This window comes from Rhizobium bangladeshense (assembly GCF_017357245.1).
In the GTDB taxonomy this organism is placed as follows: Bacteria; Pseudomonadota; Alphaproteobacteria; order Rhizobiales; family Rhizobiaceae; genus Rhizobium; species Rhizobium bangladeshense.
This window is the reverse complement of sequence record NZ_CP071612.1, coordinates 3,502,087-3,520,914: the sequence shown is the minus strand read 5'-3', so window position 1 is coordinate 3,520,914 and position 18,828 is coordinate 3,502,087. Positions and strand designations below refer to the sequence as shown.

Sequence of the window (18,828 nt, the reverse complement as noted above, 5' to 3'; positions counted from 1 at the left end):
ATATAAGCACATATCGGAGCTACTGCGAGGAATTCCAAGATATATTAGAGAGTTTGATTTTACTAGACGAGTTAGTTTTTAATGCGACACCGAAGTAAACTTGAATTTTCTGTTATCATGCGCTGATGTTATTTGACTAACGTATTAATCCAATATAAATGACGCGGTGCAGCATTCTAGTACTAGGAGTGAAATTGCATGGACGGGATCACGCACGCCTCAGATCGCAGGGTCGGCATCAGCAAGGCCGCGATCTCGGCTAACGGCGGCATTCACCTCAACAGTCGTATCGTCATCGATGATGAATTTCTTTCCTGCCGCTCGAGCGTACGGCGTTTCCGTCGTGGTGAGATCATTGCCGGGGCCGGCGTCCTCGTCGATATGTTCGCTCGCGTGCATTCGGGGTTGGTCAGTGCAAGTACGATGCTGCCCGACGGCAGGGAATTCATCGTTGAAATTATCCCGAAATCAGGCCTGATCGGCGAGCTTGAAGTCTTGCGCCGGCAGACAATGAACCTCGAGTACCGTGCCGCTTCCAATTGCGAGCTGCATTTTTTCGAGGGCCGGCTGCTGCGCGACATGTATGCCAGCGATCCGTGTTTCCGCGAAAAAGTGTTCTCGAGGGCCCTGGCGCGTATTTCGGAGCTTGAACACAGGATTATCGCCAATGCGGCGTCGAGCCTGCAGGCAAGACTGGCGAGCACGCTGCTGCGACTCGCGGCGGTTTACGGAAAGGATGCCGCAAACAGCGGCAACGAGCTGATTATCTCGCAAAATGATCTGGCCGCAACGCTGCCGGCGTCCCGCGAGAAGGTCAATCAGTGCCTGCGGCGTCTGCGGGAATTCAAGATTATCGACGGAGGGCAGGGTAAGATCCGAATTCTTAACCGCAAGGCGCTCGAGGCCTGTGCGAATGGCGCCTTTTCGGTGAAGTGATGCACTTGCCGCTTCCCCACGCCCTGCGACCCGCCTCCATCGTCAGCCGCTTTCCCGGCCACGGTTCGAAGAGGATCGATCGCGTAGTCGTCATCGACGACTATTCTGTAGCGAGGGGCGGGGCGACGGGGCTCGCGGTGCTGTCGGCCAAGCTTTTCCGCGGCCTGAATCTTCCCGTGACCTACATTTGTGGGGATGATGCCGCCAATGCGGAGCTTGCTGCTCTCGGGGTCACCATGATCGGATTGAACAGCCGCGACCTGCTTAGCGCCGAGCGTGCGAAGGCCTTCGTGACCGGGATTCACAATGGTGCGGCCGCCCGTATGGTCGCGAACTGGATTGCCGCAAAGGATACAGCGAATACCGTCTATCACGTGCATGGTTGGCATCAGATCCTTTCTCCCGCGCTTTTCAGGGCACTGGCTCCGGTCGCGGGACGATGCGTGGTCCACGCGCATGACTTTTTCTCCGCCTGTCCCAACGGCGCCTTTTTCGATTACCAGGCGCAAGAGATCTGCCTTCGGCGTCCCCTCGGTGCGGGCTGCATTGCGACGGCCTGCGACAAGAGAAGTTATTCGCACAAATTGTGGCGAGTCGCCCGCGGCTCGAATGTCCTCCGGCTACTCAGGGCTGAAGCGGATTTCGGCCGGATAATCCTGCTGCATGAGAAGATGGCCGGCTTTCTCGTAGGCGCCGGCTATCGGCCCGATCGACTGACGACGATCCGCAATCCCGTTGCCCCTTTGTCGACACAACGCATTGAGGCGGAGGCGAATGATGAGTTCGTCTTCATCGGACGGCTCGACGAGGAAAAGGGCGTGGAGGACGCCGTGGCCGCCACACGCAGAGCCGGCGCCAGGCTCTGCGTGATCGGGGACGGCCCGCTGATGCCCTTGGTCGCGGCGTCCGGCGATCACGTCAGGGCCGTCGGCTGGCAGTCGCATGCGGAGATCGGCACCACCATCCGCAATGCGCGCGCCCTATTGATGCCCTCGCGTTATCCCGAGCCATTCGGCCTCGTGGCGATCGAAGCAGCCATGAGCGGCCTGCCCGTCATCATGTCGCGCAGCGCCTTTCTTGCCGAAGAAATGGAGCAGGCCGGCATGGCGTTTGCGTGCGACACGGCTGATGAAACCGCCTTTGCCGACACATTGACGCGATTGAGCCAAATGCCGAGGCACGAGATCCGCGCCATGAGCGAGCGGGCCTTCCTGATGTCGCCTGATCTCGCCTCGACGCATGAGGAATGGCGCGACGCGCTCCTTGCCGAATATTGCAGCCTGCTTTCGACGAATGCGGTTCCGAGCTGACAGACGGTGTGGCGACACAAGGAGTATTCCGTTGACCTTTAAAGCAACAACCTCTCTTTCCGACGCAAGGGCATTTCTCGGCGATGCGCCCGTGATGGCGAAAAGACGCGCGGCCGAGGCGGGAAGCGTCAAGGAAACCAGGCAACTGCGCGTCGCGATCGTGCATTACTGGCTCGTCTCAATGCGCGGCGGCGAAAAGGTCGTTGAAGAATTGTGCCGCATGTTTCCGCAGGCCGACATCTTCACCCTCGTCTGCAATCGGGATCGCATCAGCGATTTTCTAAAAACGCGGAACATCCGTACGTCCTTTCTGCAGAAGATACCCGGCGCGCAGCGGCATTACACCAAAATGCTGCCGCTGATGCCCTTCGCGCTCGAGCAATTCGATCTACAGGACTACGATCTCGTTTTGTCGAGCGAATCCGGGCCTGCAAAGGGCATCATTACCCGCGCCGACGCTCTCCATGTCTGTTACTGCCATTCGCCGATGCGCTACATCTGGGATCAGTTTCACGTCTATCGCCATGGCCTGCCATGGGTGGGGCGTGCTCTAATGTCGATCACCGCGCCGATGCTGCGTGCCTGGGATGTGACGACGTCTTCCCGTGTCGACGTATTCGTCGCCAATTCCGATTATGTGGCAAACCGCATTCGCCGCTTCTACGATCGGGACTCCATCGTCATCCACCCGCCGGTTGCCACCGACGATTTTTCGGTTGGGAAGGGGAAAGGCGAATTCTATCTCTATGCCGGCCAGCTGACGGCCTACAAGCGGCCGGATATCGCCGTTCGCGCCTGCACCGAGGCCGGGCGTAAGCTTGTCGTAATCGGAGAGGGAGAACAATTGCCCTATCTGAAATCGATCGCTGGACCGACCGTGCAATTCCTCGGCCACCAGCCGTTCAATGTTCTGCGGGACCACCTCTCGCGATGCCGCGCCCTGCTGTTTCCAGGCACGGAAGATTTCGGCATCCTGCCGGTAGAAGCCATGGCATCAGGGCGGCCGGTCCTCGCTTTCGACGCCGGCGGCGCCAGGGAAACCGTTTCTTCGCCGCAGGTCGGTTTTCGCTTCGCTGAGCAAACCACCGAAGCCCTGCTGGAAACCATGGCGGCTTTCGAAGAGGTGGAGGACGATATCGATCCGCATGCGATCCGCGCGCATTCGCTGAAGTTTTCCTCCGCCGTCTTTCGCGACCGGATGGCCGGACTCGTCGAGCAACAGCTCTCCACCCATGCCGATCGATCAGTCGATGGCTTCAATAGACGACCGGTCTAAAACAAAAACTGGAGCTGCCTGTCTTGCTGCCGCGATCGAAACCGTCTCAAGCTGCCGACGAGGAATAGACAGATCATGTCAAGCCTATCTCAGAGGACGGCAATGGCGAGCATCTGGACGATCAGCGGAAAATTCCTCGCGCGGCTGCTTGATTTCGTCAGTCTGCTCGTCCTGGCAAGATTGTTGAGTCCTGCGGATTTCGGATTGGTCGCCATTGCGACGTCGGTTCTGGTCATCATCGAGTCGATCCTGGATCTGCCGTTGACACAGGCGCTTATGCGCCAACCATCGCCTTCGGAGGAGATGTTTGCGACGGCTTTCACGCTCAGCCTGCTGAGAGGGTTGGCCATCAGCCTGCTGATGATGATCATTTCCTGGCCGATGGCCGTGATTTACGACGATTCCCGGCTTTTTGCGCTTGTCGCCGTACTTTCAATCGCGCCGGCCATGCGCGGCATGATCAGTCCGCGCATGGTGATTTTCATGCAGCGTTTCGATTTCAGACGCGAGTTCGCGCTCGACCTCATCACCAAGGGATCGACCCTGCTGTTCGGGGCAGGTGTTGCCGTGGCGACGGGGAGCTATTGGGGGCTTGCGGTGGGGGCCGTCGCCGGCCCGACTGCGGCGATGATCACCTCCTATGTCCTTGCGCCGATGCAGCCGAAATTCTGCCTGTCAGAATGGAAGCGTTTTCAGGATATGATCAGCTGGAATACGGTGTCTCAGGTGCTGAGCGCAATTAATTGGCAGCTGGACCGGCTGCTTTTGCCGCGTTTTGCCGGGCTGTCGACGTTTGGCGCCTTCAGCGTCGCCGACAATATCGCCGGCATTCCCTATCAGACCTTTGTGGGGCCGTTGCTGCGCCCGCTGATGGCGGCGTTCTCCACTGTCGAAGATCGTCGCAACCTGGTTGCCGCCTATTTGAAGGCAACGAGTGCAATCACCTTCGTCGCGGCGCCCATTCTCATTGCGCTTGCCTTTCTGGCTGAGCCGACGGTGCGTATCCTCGTCGGCGAGAAATGGGCATCCGCCGCGCCAATTTTGCAATGGCTGTGCATGGTGAGCCTGCTCGGTCTGCCGACGAACATAGTGCCAGCATTGGCTATGGTCATGGACAATACTCGTTCCCTCGCCTTGCGGATGTTTGCCGAGTTCGCGGTCAGAGTCCCGGTCACCATCCTCGGCATCGTCTATTTTCAGGTGGCGGGTGCGCTCGGCGCGCGTGTGGTGGCGGTTCTCGTCGCTTATGCCGCCTCGCTCGTCATCACCAAGCGGTTGATCGGGGCGAGTTTTGCCGCGCAGCTGAATTCATTTGGCAGGCCTCTGGCCGCGAGCCTGCCGATGATCGCTTTCCTGCTCTGGATGGAGCCGAATCTCGCCACCATGCCTGCCGGCTTTAGCCTGATCGTCAGCCTAGCGCTTTGCGGCGCGGCGGCAGCGACAATCTTCTGGGTCTTCGCGCTGTTGTTATGGCAGATTCTGGGAAGGCCCGACGGCATCGAGACCATCGTTGTTCACAGGCTCATGCCGCGACGCAACAGAGTTGTCATTTCATGAGAAAGACCCGTGTAGTCCAGCGATTGTTTTGGCGGTTTTGGAGGAGCGCAATGCGTTACGGCATATCTTCTAAGAGTCTGGGTTTGCTCGTTGTTCTCGGACTGGGGGCGTTGCCGAGCCAGCCTAGCGTCGCCCAGGAACCGATCAACATGAACGCCTATCAGCTGACGTTCGAGGAGAATTTCGACAGCCTCGATGTCTCGGCGTGGGGAGAGAGACGTTCCCGCTGGATCGCTCACACGCCCTGGAACGGCGATTTCGGCGACGCCCGTTTCACGGATCCGGCGCCCGGATTTCCGTTTACGACAGATCAGGGAATCCTGAAGATCGAAGCGCGGAAGGGCGAGGATGGAACATGGCGTTCAGGCCTGCTCTCGGCGGTCAATCCGAAAGGCGAAGGTTTCTCTCAGCAATTCGGCTATTTCGAAGCGCGGATGAAGCTGCCGCCGGGCAAGGGTGTGTGGCCGGCCTTCTGGCTCATCGGACTCGACCGGTCGAAATACACCGCCGAGATCGACGTGCTGGAATATTATGGCCGGGCGCCCTACGAGTTCAGCATGGGCTTTCACATCTGGCGCCAGGCCCATGGAGGCCAAAACTCTACTGGCGGCTACTGGAAGACTGTTCAGGATGGAATTCTGAACAGCGAGTATCATACCTACGGCGTCGATATCCAGGCCGACAAGACGACCTTCTATCTGGATCGCCACTACCTGTGGAGTTTCGACACACCGAAGGAGTTCCATATGCCGTTCTATCCGCTGGTGAACTTGGCGCTCGGCTCGGGCTGGCCAATCGATGAAACGCCGAACCCTTCCATCCTGCTCGTCGACTATATTCACGTCTACCAGCGGAAGCCGGCCGACGCGGCGAATTGAACGAGCGGCCGTTTGAGCGACCTATTGCTCGCGGAGGCAACTGATACCGGTTTGCGCATCGAAGAGATGAATTGCCTCCTCGTCGAAGAAGAGGGTGAGTTTTTCGCTGTCTCGGAACGGCGTGCGCGGCGGCAGGCAGGCCGTCAGCCGTTGGTTTCCCGCCAGGGCGGTGACGACGAGCTCGGGGCCGGTCAACTCCGCAACCTCCACGCCTGCCTCGAGCGACGGCCCGGATCCAGCCGTGCGAAGGGCCTCGGGGCGGATGCCGAGGATGAGGTCGCGACCATTGGCTGCCGCCTTACCGAAACGGACGGGAAGAGGCAGGCTGACGTCGGAATCCGGGAGCACCAGTCGATTGTCTTGGACCGATGCTTTCAGCAGGTTCATCGGCGGCGCGCCGACGAAGGTCGCGACATAGAGCGTCGCCGGACTGTTGTAGATCTCTTCCGGCGTGCCCAACTGCTCGATACGGCCGTCGCGCATGACGGCGATGCGGCTCGCCAGCGTCATAGCCTCGATCTGGTCATGGGTGACATAGACCACAGTGGTCTTCAGCATCTGGTGCAGCCGCTTGATTTCGGTGCGCATTTCCATGCGCAGCTTGGCGTCCAAATTGGAAAGCGGCTCGTCGAAGAGGAACACCTCCGGCTTGCGCACCAGCGCACGGCCGATCGCGACGCGTTGCCGCTGGCCGCCGGAAAGCTGGCTCGGCTTGCGATCAAGCAGATTTTCGATCTGCAGGAGCTTTGCCGCATCGCGCACGGCCTTGTCGCGCTCCGGCGCCGGAACTTTGCGCATTTCCAGGCCGAAGCCGATGTTCCTATGCACCGTCAGGTTGGGATAGAGCGCGTAGGATTGAAAGACCATTGCGATGTCGCGGTCCTTCGGATGCACGCGAAGCACCGAGCGGCCGCCGATTCTGACGTCACCGCTCGTTGCCTCGGCAAGGCCGGCGATGATGTTCAGGAGAGTGGACTTGCCGCAGCCGGAGGAACCGAGCAGCACGAGGAATTCGCCGCTTTCCAGGGAAACATCGATGCCTTTCAGCGTCTCGACGTCGCCATAGGTCTTGCGGATATTTTCGATATCGAGCGCGCTCATGACCGTGGTTCCTGAGGCGAGGTCGGGTCGCCATAGCTGCGGGGAATGGTGGAGATGGCGCGCGAGGCGACTTCGGTTCCCGCTCTCAGGCAAGACAACAAAGGCTCATCCTTTGCCAGCGCTGCGAGGAAGGCGGCATTGAAGACATCGCCGGCGCCGATGGTATCGACGACCGCGACAACGGGCGCTGCCACCGAGACCAGCTGCCCGTCTGGTCCGATTGCGATTGCGCCATCGGGGCCGCGTTTGACAACGACGATCGCACCGTCCGGCATATGCGAGCTGATGTGCCGGGCGGCTTCGGTCGGATCGGCGACGCCGGCAAGCGTCGTCGACTCGACTTCGTTGAGCAGCGCGATGCCGCTGCGGGAAAGCCAGGCGCGTGTCGCAGCGCAATTCTGCTCGGTCCAGCCGTCGAGCGGCCAGCCGGTGTCAAGTGCGACGGTGATGTCATGGCTCTCGGCCCAGTCGAAGAAGGCATCGTACTGGCGGGTCAGATCGTCGGTCAGGAAGCCGCCGCAGAGAAGTGCATAGCCGCCTCGGAGCCGTGCGCCGTCGACGATGGCGAAGACGTCGGCGAGGCTGAAGCGTGGCAGGTGGCCTCGAGTGGTGAAGAACGTGCGTTCACCGTCGGGGTGGGTGATGCCGACGGAGAGGGTCGTTTGTTCAGGACGCACCGGCCATTTCTCGGAACGGCGGCCGAAGGCCTCGGCCAGCCAGCGGCCAAACTGGTCGCTGCCGATATTGGCGGCTATCTCGAATTCGATGCCGAGCGCCTGCCATGTGAGCGCGCTGTTGCCGGCCGACCCGCCGACCCTCAGTTCGTCATGATCGACAATGATTTCCGTCCCGGCCTTGGGCCAGGGGGCGGCCGGTCCGAGGATCAGGTCGACATTGACGTTGCCGATGACTGCAAGCGGCCGCATTCATTCGCTCCGTGTGATCTTGGTGGATCGAACGGGCGTTCCGGCATTGTCCACCCGGGCTTCGGCAAAGCCGACCATCAGCTGCTGGGCGACCGGCAGCATGGCGAAGATCACGGCAAGACCGGTGGCCGGGGCAAAGCGGATCGTCACGGCGCCGGCGACCGGCGACAGTCCAGATGCGTCGAACAGAATGACGGGCGCGCCGCTCTCCACGGCGGAGATCGCCATGGCCGTTACGAGGGCGGCAGTTTCGTCCAGACCGCGGAACAGAACGACGCCGATTTCCGGTCCGAGCATCTCCATCGGCCCATGACGCAGCTGACCGCCTTCGAGCGAGAAGCAGGGGCGGCGCGACAATTCGGTCAATCCCAGGGCCAGGGCCTCGGCAATGCCCTGCAGACGGCGGCCCGAAGTCACGACCGTCGCGACGTTTTCGAGCGCGGCCAGCGCGGCGGCGATGTCATGGTCTTCGGGCCCGTCAAGGACTGCAAGTGCTGCGGCGGGATCCTCGCCGAGGGCGGTAAGGATTGCCAGATGCAAAGCAAGAGTCACCGTCAGACTGCGAGTGGCTGCGAAGGCGAGCTCGGTGCCGCCGCTGCCAACAAGCGATGGGGTGGTTCTTGCAAGGAAGGAGCCGGCTTCAAGCGTCAGGCCGAAAGTCTCCGGCGTGCCGCCGGTCTCGTTGAACCAGCGCACGACCTCGGCGCTTTCGCCCGATTGCGAGGTGACGAAGATCGTCCTGCCGGCGATCGGCAGTGGCTGTCCGAGTTGCTCGGACAGCGGTATTGCTATCGCGTCGATGCCGAGACCACGGTAGAGCGGTTCGACGGCGCGGTTGACGGCATGTGAGCCGCCCATACCGATCAGGAGCAGCCGGCCGGTCTTCTTCAGCGAAGCGGCTGCTCTTGCCGCCATCGGCCCTGCCGCTTCGTAGGAGGCGATCGCATCAGCGTGCTGACGGGCCATTTCGCGGTCGATTGCCACAAGTCCGGCAGGCCGGTTTGTTTTCGTTGTCATGTTCATCCCTTGACGCCGCCGCTGGTGAGGCCCGAAATCAGGGCGCGTTGCATGATCAGACCGATCAGCACCGGGGGCAGGGCGGCGAGCACACCTGCCGTGGCGATCAGTCCGTAATCGGAGACGCGGCCGCCGGCGAGATCGGCGATGGCGACGGTCAGCGTCTTGGCGCGCTGGTCCGAGGTGAAGAGCAGCGCGTAGAAGAATTCATCCCACGCAAGAAGGAATGCGAAGAGGCTCGAGGTCGCGACCACGGGGGCGGCGAGCGGCAGCGTGATGATCCGGAGCGTCTGGAACAGGCCGGCGCCGTCAATCATCGCGGCGGATTCGATCTCGCGCGGGATGGAATCGAAGCCGGATTTCAACAGCCAGGTGGTGAAGGGGGCCAGGATCGTCAAATAGACGAGGGCGAGGCCGAAGACGTTGTTCAGCATGCCGAGATGGGAGAGGCCCATATAGAGCGGTACGGCGAGTGCCACGGGCGGCAGCATGTAGGTGGCAATCACCATCGACAGCGACCAGCCGACGGAGGGCGTGCGCGACACGGCCCAACCGGCCGGAATGGCGAGCGCGATGGCGGCGATCGTCGCCATGCCCGCCACCTCGATGCTGTTGCGCAGCGACGAAGTGAAGGCAGCGCCGGCGCTGTTTTCAATTGTCGACAGCAGAAGCTGGTATCGCGAGAAATCAACGGCCTGCGGCCACCAGCGCAGCGGCTTTGCGGCGAGATCAGCAGCCGGCGCGATGCTCATGATGAAAAGCCAGAGGATCGGCGCCAGGATGACGGCGGCGAGCAGCAGGGCGCAGAGGTGAATGAAGGCTGAGAAGAGCGGGCTCCGGCGTTCCATCAAGCGGCACTCCCGGCGGTCTTGCGCACAAGGGCCGCGTATCCAACGGCCAACAGCGTCACCAGTAGCGTGACAATCAAGGCCAGCGATGCGCCCGAGCCCGCGCGCTGGAAGGAAAAGGCTTCCTGGTAGACGAGGATCGAGAGCGTGCGCGTGCTATTGGCCGGCCCGCCGCGGGTCATGACCCAGATGATGTCGAACACCTTGAATGCTTCGATCGTGCGGAGCACGAGCGCCACCATCAGCGGGCCCGCGAGATAAGGCAGGATGACGAAGCGGAAGCGGGCGAAGGGACCGGCGCCGTCTACCAGCGATGCGGCGGTGATATCGCGCGGCACGGCTTGGAGCGCTGCGAGCGCGATCAGCGCCACTAGCGGGAAATTCTTCCAGCAGTCGGCGACGATGAGGGCGGCGAGCGCCGTGCCTGGTTCACCCAGCCAGGAGCGGTAGGCGTCGAGCAGGCCGAGCTGCGTCAGTGCGGCGTTCAGCGCGCCATATTCCGGATTGTAGATCAGCCGCCAGAGGGTGGCGTTGACGACGGTCGGCAGTGCCCAGGGCAGGATCATCAGGGCGCGAAGAGCGATGCGGCCGCGGAATTGCTGGTTCAGCAGGAGGGCGGCAAGGACGCCGATCACCATTTCGGCGGCGACCGAGACGATGGCGAACCATGCGGTGGTAATGAGTGTGCGCTGGAAATTCGAGCCGGAGAGCATCTTCACGTAATTATCGATGCCGACGAAATTGCCCTGCGTGCCGACGAGCCTGGCATCGGTGAAGGAGAGGTGGACGGTATCGACCAGAGGCCAGCCGATCACCGAGATCATCACCACGAGAAGCGGCAGCATTAGAAGCCACGCGCGGGTTGTCAGCCAAGTGCCCGACATCGAGGCGACCCCTTTTCATTCATAGGTTCTGGAGGACGGGCGACGACGGGCGCCGCCCGGGCTTTCATGCGGGGCTCAGAGACCGCTATTGTCGGCCGCCGACTTCAGTGCGTCCTCGGGAGTGGACTGGCCGAGCAGCGATTCCTGGATCGCCTGCTGCAGGGCTGTCGAAAGCTCCTGATACTTCGGCGTCGTCGGGCGTGGATACATGGCGGCGAGGCCGACCTTGGCGGCGGCGATCAGCTCTTCCTGCCCCTTGGTGACGGCGGGGTCCTCATAGGAGGATGCCCAGATCGGCAGGCTGAGCTTGGCGTAAGCGTTCTGCGTAGCCCGCGAGGTCATGAAGGTAATGTACTTCCAGGCCTCATCGGGATGCTGGCTGGCGGAGGTGATGCCGAGGCCCATCGAGCCATTAACGGCAGAAGCCTCGCTCTTGCCAGAAACGCCCGGTGCAGGCACGACGCCGATCTTGCCCGCAACCTTGCTGTCCTTTGGATCGTTGGCCATGTTGTACATGTAGGTCCAGTTCAGCGCGAAGGCAGCGTCGCCGTTCTGGAACACCTTGCGGACGTCTTCTTCCAAAAATTCCTTGGAGTTCGGATTGGTCAGGCCCGATGTATAGCTCGCGACCATGTATTTCAGCGCATCGAGACCGCCGCCGGTCTGGAAGGCCGGCTTGCCGTCCTTCAGGAAATCGCCGCCATAGGCGCTGACGAGCGTGGTGTAGTCGCAGATGACGGCTTCGGCCTGCGACCAGCTCCAGGCGATCGGTGTGGCGAGCAGGCCCTTGTCCTTGATCGTCTTTGCCTGCTCGGCTAACTCGTCCCAGGTCTTCGGCGGTGCCTTGATGCCGGCCTTTTCGAGGATCTCCTTGTTGTAGAACAGGTATTTGGTGTCGAGGATCCATGGCATGCCGTAATATTTGCCGTCATACTGAACGGTGGTCCAGGCGCCCGGCAGCACGCCCTTCTTCATCTCGTCGGTGATGCGCGAGGAGACGTCGACCAGCACCTTGTTGGTGGCGTATTCAGCCGGCCAGATCACGTCGAAGAGGACGACGTCGTAGCCGCCGCCCGACCCCTGCGCCAGCACCGTCTTGTCGTGCAGGCCTTCGTAAGGCACAAATTCGAGGTTGACCTTGATATCGGGGTTCGCCTTGGCGAAAGCGTCGGTCATGGCGCGCACATCGGCCTCGCTATAGGCGGCCTGCGCCATGAAAAGCGCGTTCAGCGTCGTTTCCGCGAAAGCATGCGGGGCAAAGGATGCACCGACCAAGGCCGCACCCAGAAGCGTCTTGTTAAGAGATTTCAGCATTGCAGCCTCCAGTTTTTTACATTTACGCATGCCGAGGGCGGCTTTTCCGCCATCGGTTTTCGAGAAGGCACGCGCGAATACAACGTGCCGGTTCATATCTCGGAGCGTCGTTGGAGGCCTGTGCGGCTTCCGGCGTTCCCTGGAACTCTCCGGTCCCTTAATAAGTCAAATGTCTTGACTTATTACTTCGCCAACATTCTACTTGAGTCAAGAGGCAATTGCACATGAATGACGTCAGGCCGATCCGGGCCAAGAGCGGCACCAATCACGAGGGTACCAGTGCGCATAACCGGCGCGTGATGATCGATGCCTTGAGGATCAACGGAGCACTCTCGCGCGCCGATCTGGCGCGGGCGACGCGGCTGACCAAGCAGACGGTGTCGAATATCATCGAGGAGCTCGAGCGCGATGGTCTCGTCAGCTCGCAGGAGGCGGTGCGGAAAGGCAGAGGTCAGCCCTCGACCCCCTATGGCTTGGTGCCCGAAGGCGCTTTCGCGATCGGCCTGCAGATCGACCGACATGTGACGCGGGCGGTCGCCGTCGATCTCGTCGGCAGCGTTCTCGTTCGCGCGGAAGCCGGCCTGCCGCCCGGAGGTCCGTCGACCGGAGCGAAGGTCATTCTCGATCTCGTCGCCGGCGTGCGTTCCAGGCTTGCCGGGATCGTTCAGCAGTCGGAGAAACGTCTGGTCGGCCTCGGCGCCGCGATGCCTGGCCCGTTCGGGATGGAAGGCAGCGGCGATGATCCCTGGATGATGGAGGCCTGGCAGAAGTTTCCGCTGTTGGAAACGCTGAGCGCCGGCACCGGTCTCGATGTCGGCCTTCAGAATGATGCGGCGGCGGCTGCGACCGCCGAGCGAATGGTGGGAGCCGCTCATGGTGTCGATCACGCCGTCTGCCTCTTCGTCGGCTACGGCATCGGCGCCGGCCTCATCCTGAACGGAGAGCTCTATCGCGGCGCAAGCGGCAATGCAGGCGAGATCGGCATGGCGCTGCTCTTTGCCGATGGTAAAACGACGCCGCTCGAACATCGCGCCTCGCTCGCCTCGCTCTACCAGCACCTATCAGTCGATCCGGCTGATCCAGATCTCCATGCGCGCATCAATGCGCTCGCCTCCAGCGGCGATCCAGGTATCCAGTCCTGGATCGAGGCGGCGGCGGCAGACTTGCGCTGGAGCATTCATCTCATCGAAACGATCTTCGATCCGCAGACGGTGATCCTCTGCGGCAGCGCGCCCGAAGCGCTGGTGAACAGCTTGATTGCGGCGATCGGCCCGCTGCTGCCCTCGATCGCCGAAAGGCGCGGCCGGACGCTGCCACGCTTGCAGCCCGGCATGGCCGATCCATGGTCTGTGGCGCTCGGAGCGGCCGCCGGACCAATCAGCCGTGCATTCGATCCGCGCTTTGCTGCAATTTTGAAGGATTTCCTGTGATTTGGGGCTGAAACCAGGCGTTGCACAGCAGTGCAGTGATAAAAAATTCGAATGCTTTTGCAAGTTTCGTCGTCACCGGGCGTGCGAATAGAGACGACTTCCTGTAATATAAGTAAATATTACTAACCCTAGAAAATAACGGTAATTCGAATATAAACGCAAATATCCGACAACATATTTGAACTTTTTGCGAATTTTCTCGAAACACTTCTCCTAGCGTCGCGAATAACGATTGTATGTCAATTTCGTGACAACTAGAATTGGAACCATTCATGTCATGTAATATTCATTGGCAGCGGCAATTTGAACCAGCTAAATGGGCGGGCGCTGAAAGTGCGCGTCCTTTTTTCGTTCGAGGTTCTCATGCAAGCCAAGCTTCTCGGCGCCGTTGGCGCCCTTCTCGCTACAGCGTTTCTTGCTGGTCCCGCTGCCGCCGCCGAAAAGACCAAGATTGACTTCTGGTTCGGCAATTCCGGTGACATCGCAAAGCGTGTCCAGGAACAATGCGATCGCTTCAACCAGTCGCAGGCCGATTACGAAGTCGTCTGCACCAGCCAGGGCAGCTACGACGCTTCCCTGCAGAACACTATTGCCGCCTTCCGTGCCGGCAAGCAGCCGACCATCGCCCAGGTTTCCGACGCCGGCACGCTCGACATCATGCTCTCCGGCGCCTACTATCCGGCCAACAAGCTGATGGCCGACATGGGCTATACCGTCGACTGGAACGACTACTTCTCGGGTATATCAGGCTACTATGCCACGTCGAAGGGCGAGATGTATTCCTTCCCCTTCAACTCCTCGACCGCTCTGCTCTACTGGAACAAGGACGCCTTCGCCAAGATCGGCAAGGATCACGCTCCGGCGACCTGGAAGGAAGCGGGCGAAGACTTGAAGGCCCTGAAGGACGCCGGCTATGCATGCCCGCTCGCGTTCGATATCTCCAACAACGAAGTCTGGCAGTACATCGAGCAGTTCGAAGCCGTCAACGGCGAACCGATCGCGACCAAGAAGAACGGCTTTGAGGGCCTCGACGCCGAGCTGGTCTTCAACAAGAACCCGCTTCTCGTCAGCTACATCAAGGACCTCAAGTCCTGGTACGACAGCAAGCTGGCCATCATCAAGAACAAGGCCGTTGGCCAGACCTTCGTCGAAGCCTTCGCCGCTGGCGATTGCCAGGTCATCCTGACCTCCGTCGGCGATCACGGCAATATCGGCCGCACCGCCAAGCAGGGCATGAACTGGGGCGTTGCAATGCTCCCGACCTATGGGGACGCAACCCGTCACAGCTCCTATGTTGGCGGCGCTTCGCTCTGGGTTCTGAAAGGTCATTCCGACGCCGAATACAAGGCTGCGGCTGCCTTCTTCAACTTCATCGCAAAGCCGGAAGAAGCTCTCACCTGGTCGACCGTTACCGGCTATATCCCGGTCCGTAACTCCGGCTTCGAATATCTCAAGAAGCAGGGCTTCTACGACAAGGCTCCTTACGCCGGCCGCGAACTGGCGATTCAGAGCCTGACCGCTTCCCCGGCCGGCGACGCCGCTGCGAAGGGTATCCGTCTCGGCGGCCTGCTGCAGGTCCGCACCGAAATCGCCAACGGCCTGCAGGCGATCTTCGTCAACAATGCCGACGTCCAGGCTTCGCTCGACTCTGCTGCTGATCGCGGCAACCAGCTCCTGCGCCGCTTCCAGCAGACCTACAAGAACGTTCAGCTTCCCTGATCGTCCAACATGAGCCGCACCCGGCCTGCCTTGTGCGCGCCGGGTGCGTCTTTGTAAGCTCTTCCCAGTTAGTTGCGGATGCGAACTCGCCGCCCGCGCCTAAACGAAACCAGGCGAAAACGACCACCCATGGAAAAGCGCGTCACTTTCTCCTCGACCACGATCGGCCTCCTCTTCGCATTCCCGATGTTGCTGCTGATCTTCGTCTTCTTCTATTGGCCGAGCGCGCAGGCGCTTTATTGGGCTTTCACGCTCGAGCAGCCATGGGGAGGCGGCAACGCCTGGGTCGGCTTCGACAATTTCAAACTCCTGCTCAGCGATCCGATCTATTGGGAATCGATCAGCCGCAGCATGGTCTTCGGCCTCAGCTCGACGATCATCGCCATGGGGCTGGCACTCATCCTGGCGCTTTTGACGGATCGTGAACTGCGCGGCCATAAAATCTACCGGTCGGTCTTCATCTGGCCTTACGCGATCGCCGCGCCTGCTCTCGGTCTCGCCTTTCGCTTCATCCTGGCGCCCGAAGCCGGGCTTCTCTCGGTCATCAATCACGTCTGGCCCGACCTCTGGAACCCGGCGCTTGACGGCAAGGATGCGATGATCGCCGTGATTATCGCCTTTTCCTGGAAATATATCGGCTATAATTTCATCTTCTTCCTCTCGGCTCTCCAGGGCATCCCCCGCTCCTTGATCGAGGCTGCGGCCATGGACGGCTCCGGACCGTTGCGCCGCATGTGGGATCTCCAGCTGCCGCTGCTCACGCCGACTTTGTTTTTCCTGCTGGTGATCAACATCACCGAAAGTTTCCAGGATTCTTTCGGTATCGTCGACGTCATGACGCAGGGTGGGCCGGCGCGCGCGACGGAACTCATGGTCTACAAGATCTATTTCGACGGCTTCCGGGGCCTCGATTATTCGGGTGCGGCTGCGCAGTCCATCATCCTGATGCTGCTCGTCGTGCTGCTCACCATCTTCCAGTTCCGCTTCATCGAGCGGCGCGTGCACTACAAGTGAGGTCGCTGATATGATCGAACGCACGCCGATATTCAACTTCATCTGCTATACGCTTCTGGCGCTCGGCATGGTGATCGCGCTTCTGCCTTTCGTCATCGTCGTCATCGCGTCGACACTCGATCTGGAGACGGTCAATCGAGTACCACTGCCGCTGATGCCGGGCTCGCATTTCTGGGAAAACGCCAGGGAAGCCTGGGTGCGCGCTGATCTCGGCAACAAGCTGCTCCACAGCATCATCTTCGCCACGGCGGTCGCTGCCGGCAAGGTCATCCTTTCCGCCATGGCTGCCTTCTCGATCGTCTACTTCCGCTTCCGCGGCCGGCATCTGATTTTCTGGATCATCTTCATCACGCTGATGCTGCCGCTGGAAGTGCGCATTGTCCCGACTTATTCGATTGCGGCGAACGCCCTACAGCCGTTCCAGGCAATCCTCGACGCCCTCGGCATCAGCTGGCTTGTCGCACAGACCACCGGCATTCAGATCAAGCTCGATTGGGGGCTGTTGAACTCCTATACCGGCCTCGTGGCGCCGCTCGTCGCCACTGCGACTGGCACCTTCCTCTACCGGCAGTTCTATCTGACGGTTCCCGATGAGCTTGCGGAGGCCTCGAAGATGGATGGGTCAGGCCCGGTGCGGTTTTTCTGGGACGTTCTGCTGCCGCTTTCGCGGCCAAACATGATCGCGTTGTTCACGATCATGTTCGTTTGGGCCTGGAACCAATATCTCTGGCCGCTTCTGATCACCACCGATCCGAGTTTCGGCATTGCGGTGACGCAGCTCAAGACGCTGATCCCGTCCGAATTCGGCCTGCCCGACTGGAATGTCGCCATGGCCGGTACGCTTATCATCATGTCGCCGCCGCTGGTGCTCGTCATCCTGATGCAGCGCTGGTTCGTGCGCGGCCTTATCTCCACCGAGAAGTGAAGGAACAGTCCAGTGGCACCGATCTCAATCCGTGATGTGAAAAAGAGCTACGGCAAGCATCCCGTCGTCCACGGCGTCGACCTGGAGATCCAGTCCGGCGAGTTCATCGTCATCCTCGGCCCGTCCGGCTGCGGCAAGTCCACGCTTTTGCGCATGATCGCCGGTCTTGAGGAAATCAGCGGCGGCGAAATCGCCATCGACGGCCGCGTCGTCAACCAGCTGGAGCCGCGCGAACGCGGCTGCGCCATGGTGTTTCAGAACTATGCGCTTTATCCGCATATGAGCGTCGCCGAGAATATCGGCTATGCTTTGAAGGTGGCGGGTGTTTCGAAGGCCGAGCGCAACCGACGCATCGCCGACGTCGCCAGGGCCCTCAGCCTCGAGCCTTTCCTCGACCGCCGGCCGGCCGCCCTTTCCGGCGGCCAGCGCCAGCGCGTGGCAATGGGGCGCGCGATGATCCGCGAACCGAAGGTGTTCCTCTTCGACGAGCCGCTTTCGAACCTCGATGCAAAGTTGCGCATCGCCATGCGCGCCGAAATCCGCCGCCTGCACCGCCGCCTCGGTGCCACGTCCATCTTCGTCACCCACGACCAGAACGAGGCCATGACGCTCGCCGACCGCATCATCGTGATGAACGCCGGCAATGTCGAACAGGTCGGCACGCCGGAAGAGGTCTATCACCATCCGGTCTCCCGTTTCGTCGCTGGTTTCGTCGGCACGCCGGCGATGAACCTGCTCGAAGGCACGATCAATGATGAGGGAATTTTCGTCTACGACCAAAGCCGCAAGATTGCGTTGCCGCGCGAGCGCGCCAGCGCTCTGAGAGGCAAACGCGTCGTGCTCGGCATGCGCGCCGAAGCCGCCAGGCTGGTGGCTCCGGATGCACCGGGGGCACTAATCGCAACGGCCGATTTCATCGAAGAGCTCGGCGCGAGCCGCATCGTTCATGCCGACTTCGACGGGCTGCCCTTCGCAGTGGCGCTGACCGAGGCGGTGACGGTGAAGTCGGGCGATCCAATCGGCATCGCGATCGATCACAACGCGGTCCACCTCTATGCTGCCGATAGCGGGCGGATGATCGAACATACTGCAATGAGTGGAGCCGACGCCGTTCACGCCTGAAGGCCCGTCGCGGGCTGCGCCCCTTGCGGCGCGCCTCTCACCAAGGCGTTGCTGGCGGCGGGAGACAGCCCTCAGCGGTGGATTGGATCGATCCAGGGAACGTCTTCCGGCTTCTCGACCGGCTCAATGTTGAGATTGACAACGACGGGCTCCTGACCCGAGCGGACGAGCACGCATTCCAGCGTCTCGTCACGGCTGGCGTTGATCTCCTGATGCGGCACATAGGGCGGGATGTAGATGAAGTCGCCCGGGCCGGCCTCGGCGGTATATTCCAGATGATCGCCCCAGCGCATGCGGGCCTTGCCCTTGACCACGTAGATAATGCTTTCGAGATCGCCGTGGTGATGGGCGCCGGTCTTGGCATTGGCATGGATCGTCACCGTCCCGGCCCAGATCTTCTCGGCCCCGGCCCGCGCATTGTTGATCGCAGTCGCGCGGCTCATGCCCGGCGTCTGCGCCGTGTTCGGGTCGAGCGAATTGCCGGGAATGACCTTGACGCCATGTTCGCGCCAGTCGATGTGAGAATGCTCGTGGTCGTCGCTCATGCCCAGCCTCCGCTCGATCGGACCAA

The 18,828-nt window shown here is 61.0% G+C and carries 16 protein-coding genes and 1 pseudogene; 10 read left to right on the top strand and 7 right to left on the bottom strand.

Annotated elements, in window-relative coordinates; translation table 11 throughout:
* Positions 1-198: 198 nt before the first annotated feature.
* From J2J98_RS17075 to J2J98_RS17055, 5 genes and pseudogenes are all read left to right on the top strand, one after another.
* Positions 199-936: a Crp/Fnr family transcriptional regulator gene (locus J2J98_RS17075; protein ID WP_064706051.1), complete on the top strand. Its 738-nt coding sequence runs from the start codon at positions 199-201 to the stop codon at positions 934-936.
* Positions 936-2,281: pseudogene (locus J2J98_RS17070) on the top strand (glycosyltransferase family 4 protein). The gene J2J98_RS17075 and the pseudogene J2J98_RS17070 overlap by 1 nt, the downstream one beginning before the upstream one ends.
* Positions 2,278-3,522 (top strand): glycosyltransferase family 4 protein, encoded by a 1,245-nt coding sequence (locus J2J98_RS17065; RefSeq protein WP_138396495.1) that lies wholly within the window; start codon positions 2,278-2,280, stop codon positions 3,520-3,522. The pseudogene J2J98_RS17070 and the gene J2J98_RS17065 overlap by 4 nt, the downstream one beginning before the upstream one ends.
* A 75-nt stretch (positions 3,523-3,597) precedes the next feature.
* Positions 3,598-5,079, top strand: a complete 1,482-nt coding sequence (locus J2J98_RS17060; RefSeq protein ID WP_138396494.1) for a lipopolysaccharide biosynthesis protein — start codon at positions 3,598-3,600, stop codon at positions 5,077-5,079.
* Positions 5,080-5,129: 50 nt separating this feature from the next.
* Positions 5,130-5,957, top strand: coding sequence for a glycoside hydrolase family 16 protein (locus tag J2J98_RS17055; protein WP_207601668.1), 828 nt, complete (start codon positions 5,130-5,132; stop codon positions 5,955-5,957).
* A gap of 21 nt (positions 5,958-5,978) precedes the next feature.
* Here the strand turns inward: J2J98_RS17055 and J2J98_RS17050 are convergent, their stop codons facing one another.
* From J2J98_RS17050 to J2J98_RS17025, 6 genes are all read right to left on the bottom strand, one after another.
* Complete coding sequence (locus tag J2J98_RS17050) at positions 5,979-7,058, bottom strand: ABC transporter ATP-binding protein (protein WP_207601667.1); 1,080 nt, start codon at positions 7,056-7,058, stop codon at positions 5,979-5,981.
* Complete coding sequence (locus J2J98_RS17045) at positions 7,055-7,984, bottom strand: PfkB family carbohydrate kinase (protein WP_207601666.1); 930 nt, start codon at positions 7,982-7,984, stop codon at positions 7,055-7,057. Before J2J98_RS17045 ends, J2J98_RS17050 begins: the two co-directional genes overlap by 4 nt.
* Positions 7,985-9,007 carry an SIS domain-containing protein gene (locus J2J98_RS17040; RefSeq protein WP_138396490.1) on the bottom strand — a complete coding sequence of 341 codons (1,023 nt, stop codon included), beginning with the start codon at positions 9,005-9,007 and terminating at the stop codon, positions 7,985-7,987. It abuts the gene before it with no gap.
* The gene (locus tag J2J98_RS17035) at positions 9,004-9,849 is read right to left on the bottom strand and encodes a carbohydrate ABC transporter permease (protein WP_064711333.1); all 846 of its coding nucleotides are present in this window, start codon (positions 9,847-9,849) and stop codon (positions 9,004-9,006) included. The genes J2J98_RS17040 and J2J98_RS17035 overlap by 4 nt, the downstream gene beginning before the upstream one ends.
* On the bottom strand, positions 9,849-10,733 hold the full coding sequence (locus tag J2J98_RS17030) for a carbohydrate ABC transporter permease (protein ID WP_064706043.1): 885 nt from the start codon (positions 10,731-10,733) through the stop codon (positions 9,849-9,851). The genes J2J98_RS17035 and J2J98_RS17030 overlap by 1 nt, the downstream gene beginning before the upstream one ends.
* A gap of 75 nt (positions 10,734-10,808) precedes the next feature.
* Entirely contained in the window at positions 10,809-12,047 is a 1,239-nt protein-coding gene (locus J2J98_RS17025) for an extracellular solute-binding protein (RefSeq protein WP_207601665.1), read from the bottom strand.
* 224 nt (positions 12,048-12,271) lie between these two features.
* Between J2J98_RS17025 and J2J98_RS17020 the strand changes: the two genes are divergently transcribed.
* The 5 genes from J2J98_RS17020 (at position 12,272) to ugpC (ending at position 18,257) form a co-directional block, all read left to right on the top strand.
* On the top strand, positions 12,272-13,477 hold the full coding sequence (locus J2J98_RS17020; protein WP_207601664.1) for an ROK family transcriptional regulator: 1,206 nt from the start codon (positions 12,272-12,274) through the stop codon (positions 13,475-13,477).
* A gap of 363 nt (positions 13,478-13,840) precedes the next feature.
* Positions 13,841-15,196, top strand: a complete 1,356-nt coding sequence (locus tag J2J98_RS17015) for an extracellular solute-binding protein (RefSeq protein ID WP_064711665.1) — start codon at positions 13,841-13,843, stop codon at positions 15,194-15,196.
* Between the two features lie 129 nt (positions 15,197-15,325).
* Positions 15,326-16,210: a carbohydrate ABC transporter permease gene (locus J2J98_RS17010; protein WP_064706041.1), complete on the top strand. Its 885-nt coding sequence runs from the start codon at positions 15,326-15,328 to the stop codon at positions 16,208-16,210.
* A 10-nt stretch (positions 16,211-16,220) separates the two neighbouring features.
* Positions 16,221-17,135 (top strand): ABC transporter permease subunit, encoded by a 915-nt coding sequence (locus J2J98_RS17005; RefSeq protein WP_207601663.1) that lies wholly within the window; start codon positions 16,221-16,223, stop codon positions 17,133-17,135.
* Between the two features lie 12 nt (positions 17,136-17,147).
* Complete coding sequence (gene ugpC / locus J2J98_RS17000) at positions 17,148-18,257, top strand: sn-glycerol-3-phosphate ABC transporter ATP-binding protein UgpC (RefSeq protein WP_207601662.1); 1,110 nt, start codon at positions 17,148-17,150, stop codon at positions 18,255-18,257.
* A gap of 71 nt (positions 18,258-18,328) precedes the next feature.
* On the opposite strand, the gene J2J98_RS16995 is transcribed toward ugpC, so the two are convergent.
* Positions 18,329-18,802, bottom strand: coding sequence for a cupin domain-containing protein (locus tag J2J98_RS16995; protein ID WP_207601661.1), 474 nt, complete (start codon positions 18,800-18,802; stop codon positions 18,329-18,331).
* Between the last annotated feature and the right edge of the window lie 26 nt (positions 18,803-18,828).

Coding starts and splice junctions, on each gene's coding strand:
- J2J98_RS17075 (WP_064706051.1), top strand. CDS start 199: ATGGACGGGATCACGCACGCCTCAGATCGCAGGGTCGGCATCAGCAAG.
- J2J98_RS17060 (WP_138396494.1), top strand. CDS start 3,598: ATGTCAAGCCTATCTCAGAGGACGGCAATGGCGAGCATCTGGACGATC.
- J2J98_RS17055 (WP_207601668.1), top strand. CDS start 5,130: ATGCGTTACGGCATATCTTCTAAGAGTCTGGGTTTGCTCGTTGTTCTC.
- J2J98_RS17050 (WP_207601667.1), bottom strand. CDS start 7,058: ATGAGCGCGCTCGATATCGAAAATATCCGCAAGACCTATGGCGACGTC.
- J2J98_RS17045 (WP_207601666.1), bottom strand. CDS start 7,984: ATGCGGCCGCTTGCAGTCATCGGCAACGTCAATGTCGACCTGATCCTC.
- J2J98_RS17040 (WP_138396490.1), bottom strand. CDS start 9,007: ATGAACATGACAACGAAAACAAACCGGCCTGCCGGACTTGTGGCAATC.
- J2J98_RS17035 (WP_064711333.1), bottom strand. CDS start 9,849: ATGGAACGCCGGAGCCCGCTCTTCTCAGCCTTCATTCACCTCTGCGCC.
- J2J98_RS17030 (WP_064706043.1), bottom strand. CDS start 10,733: ATGTCGGGCACTTGGCTGACAACCCGCGCGTGGCTTCTAATGCTGCCG.
- J2J98_RS17025 (WP_207601665.1), bottom strand. CDS start 12,047: ATGCTGAAATCTCTTAACAAGACGCTTCTGGGTGCGGCCTTGGTCGGT.
- J2J98_RS17020 (WP_207601664.1), top strand. CDS start 12,272: ATGAATGACGTCAGGCCGATCCGGGCCAAGAGCGGCACCAATCACGAG.
- J2J98_RS17015 (WP_064711665.1), top strand. CDS start 13,841: ATGCAAGCCAAGCTTCTCGGCGCCGTTGGCGCCCTTCTCGCTACAGCG.
- J2J98_RS17010 (WP_064706041.1), top strand. CDS start 15,326: ATGGAAAAGCGCGTCACTTTCTCCTCGACCACGATCGGCCTCCTCTTC.
- J2J98_RS17005 (WP_207601663.1), top strand. CDS start 16,221: ATGATCGAACGCACGCCGATATTCAACTTCATCTGCTATACGCTTCTG.
- J2J98_RS16995 (WP_207601661.1), bottom strand. CDS start 18,802: ATGAGCGACGACCACGAGCATTCTCACATCGACTGGCGCGAACATGGC.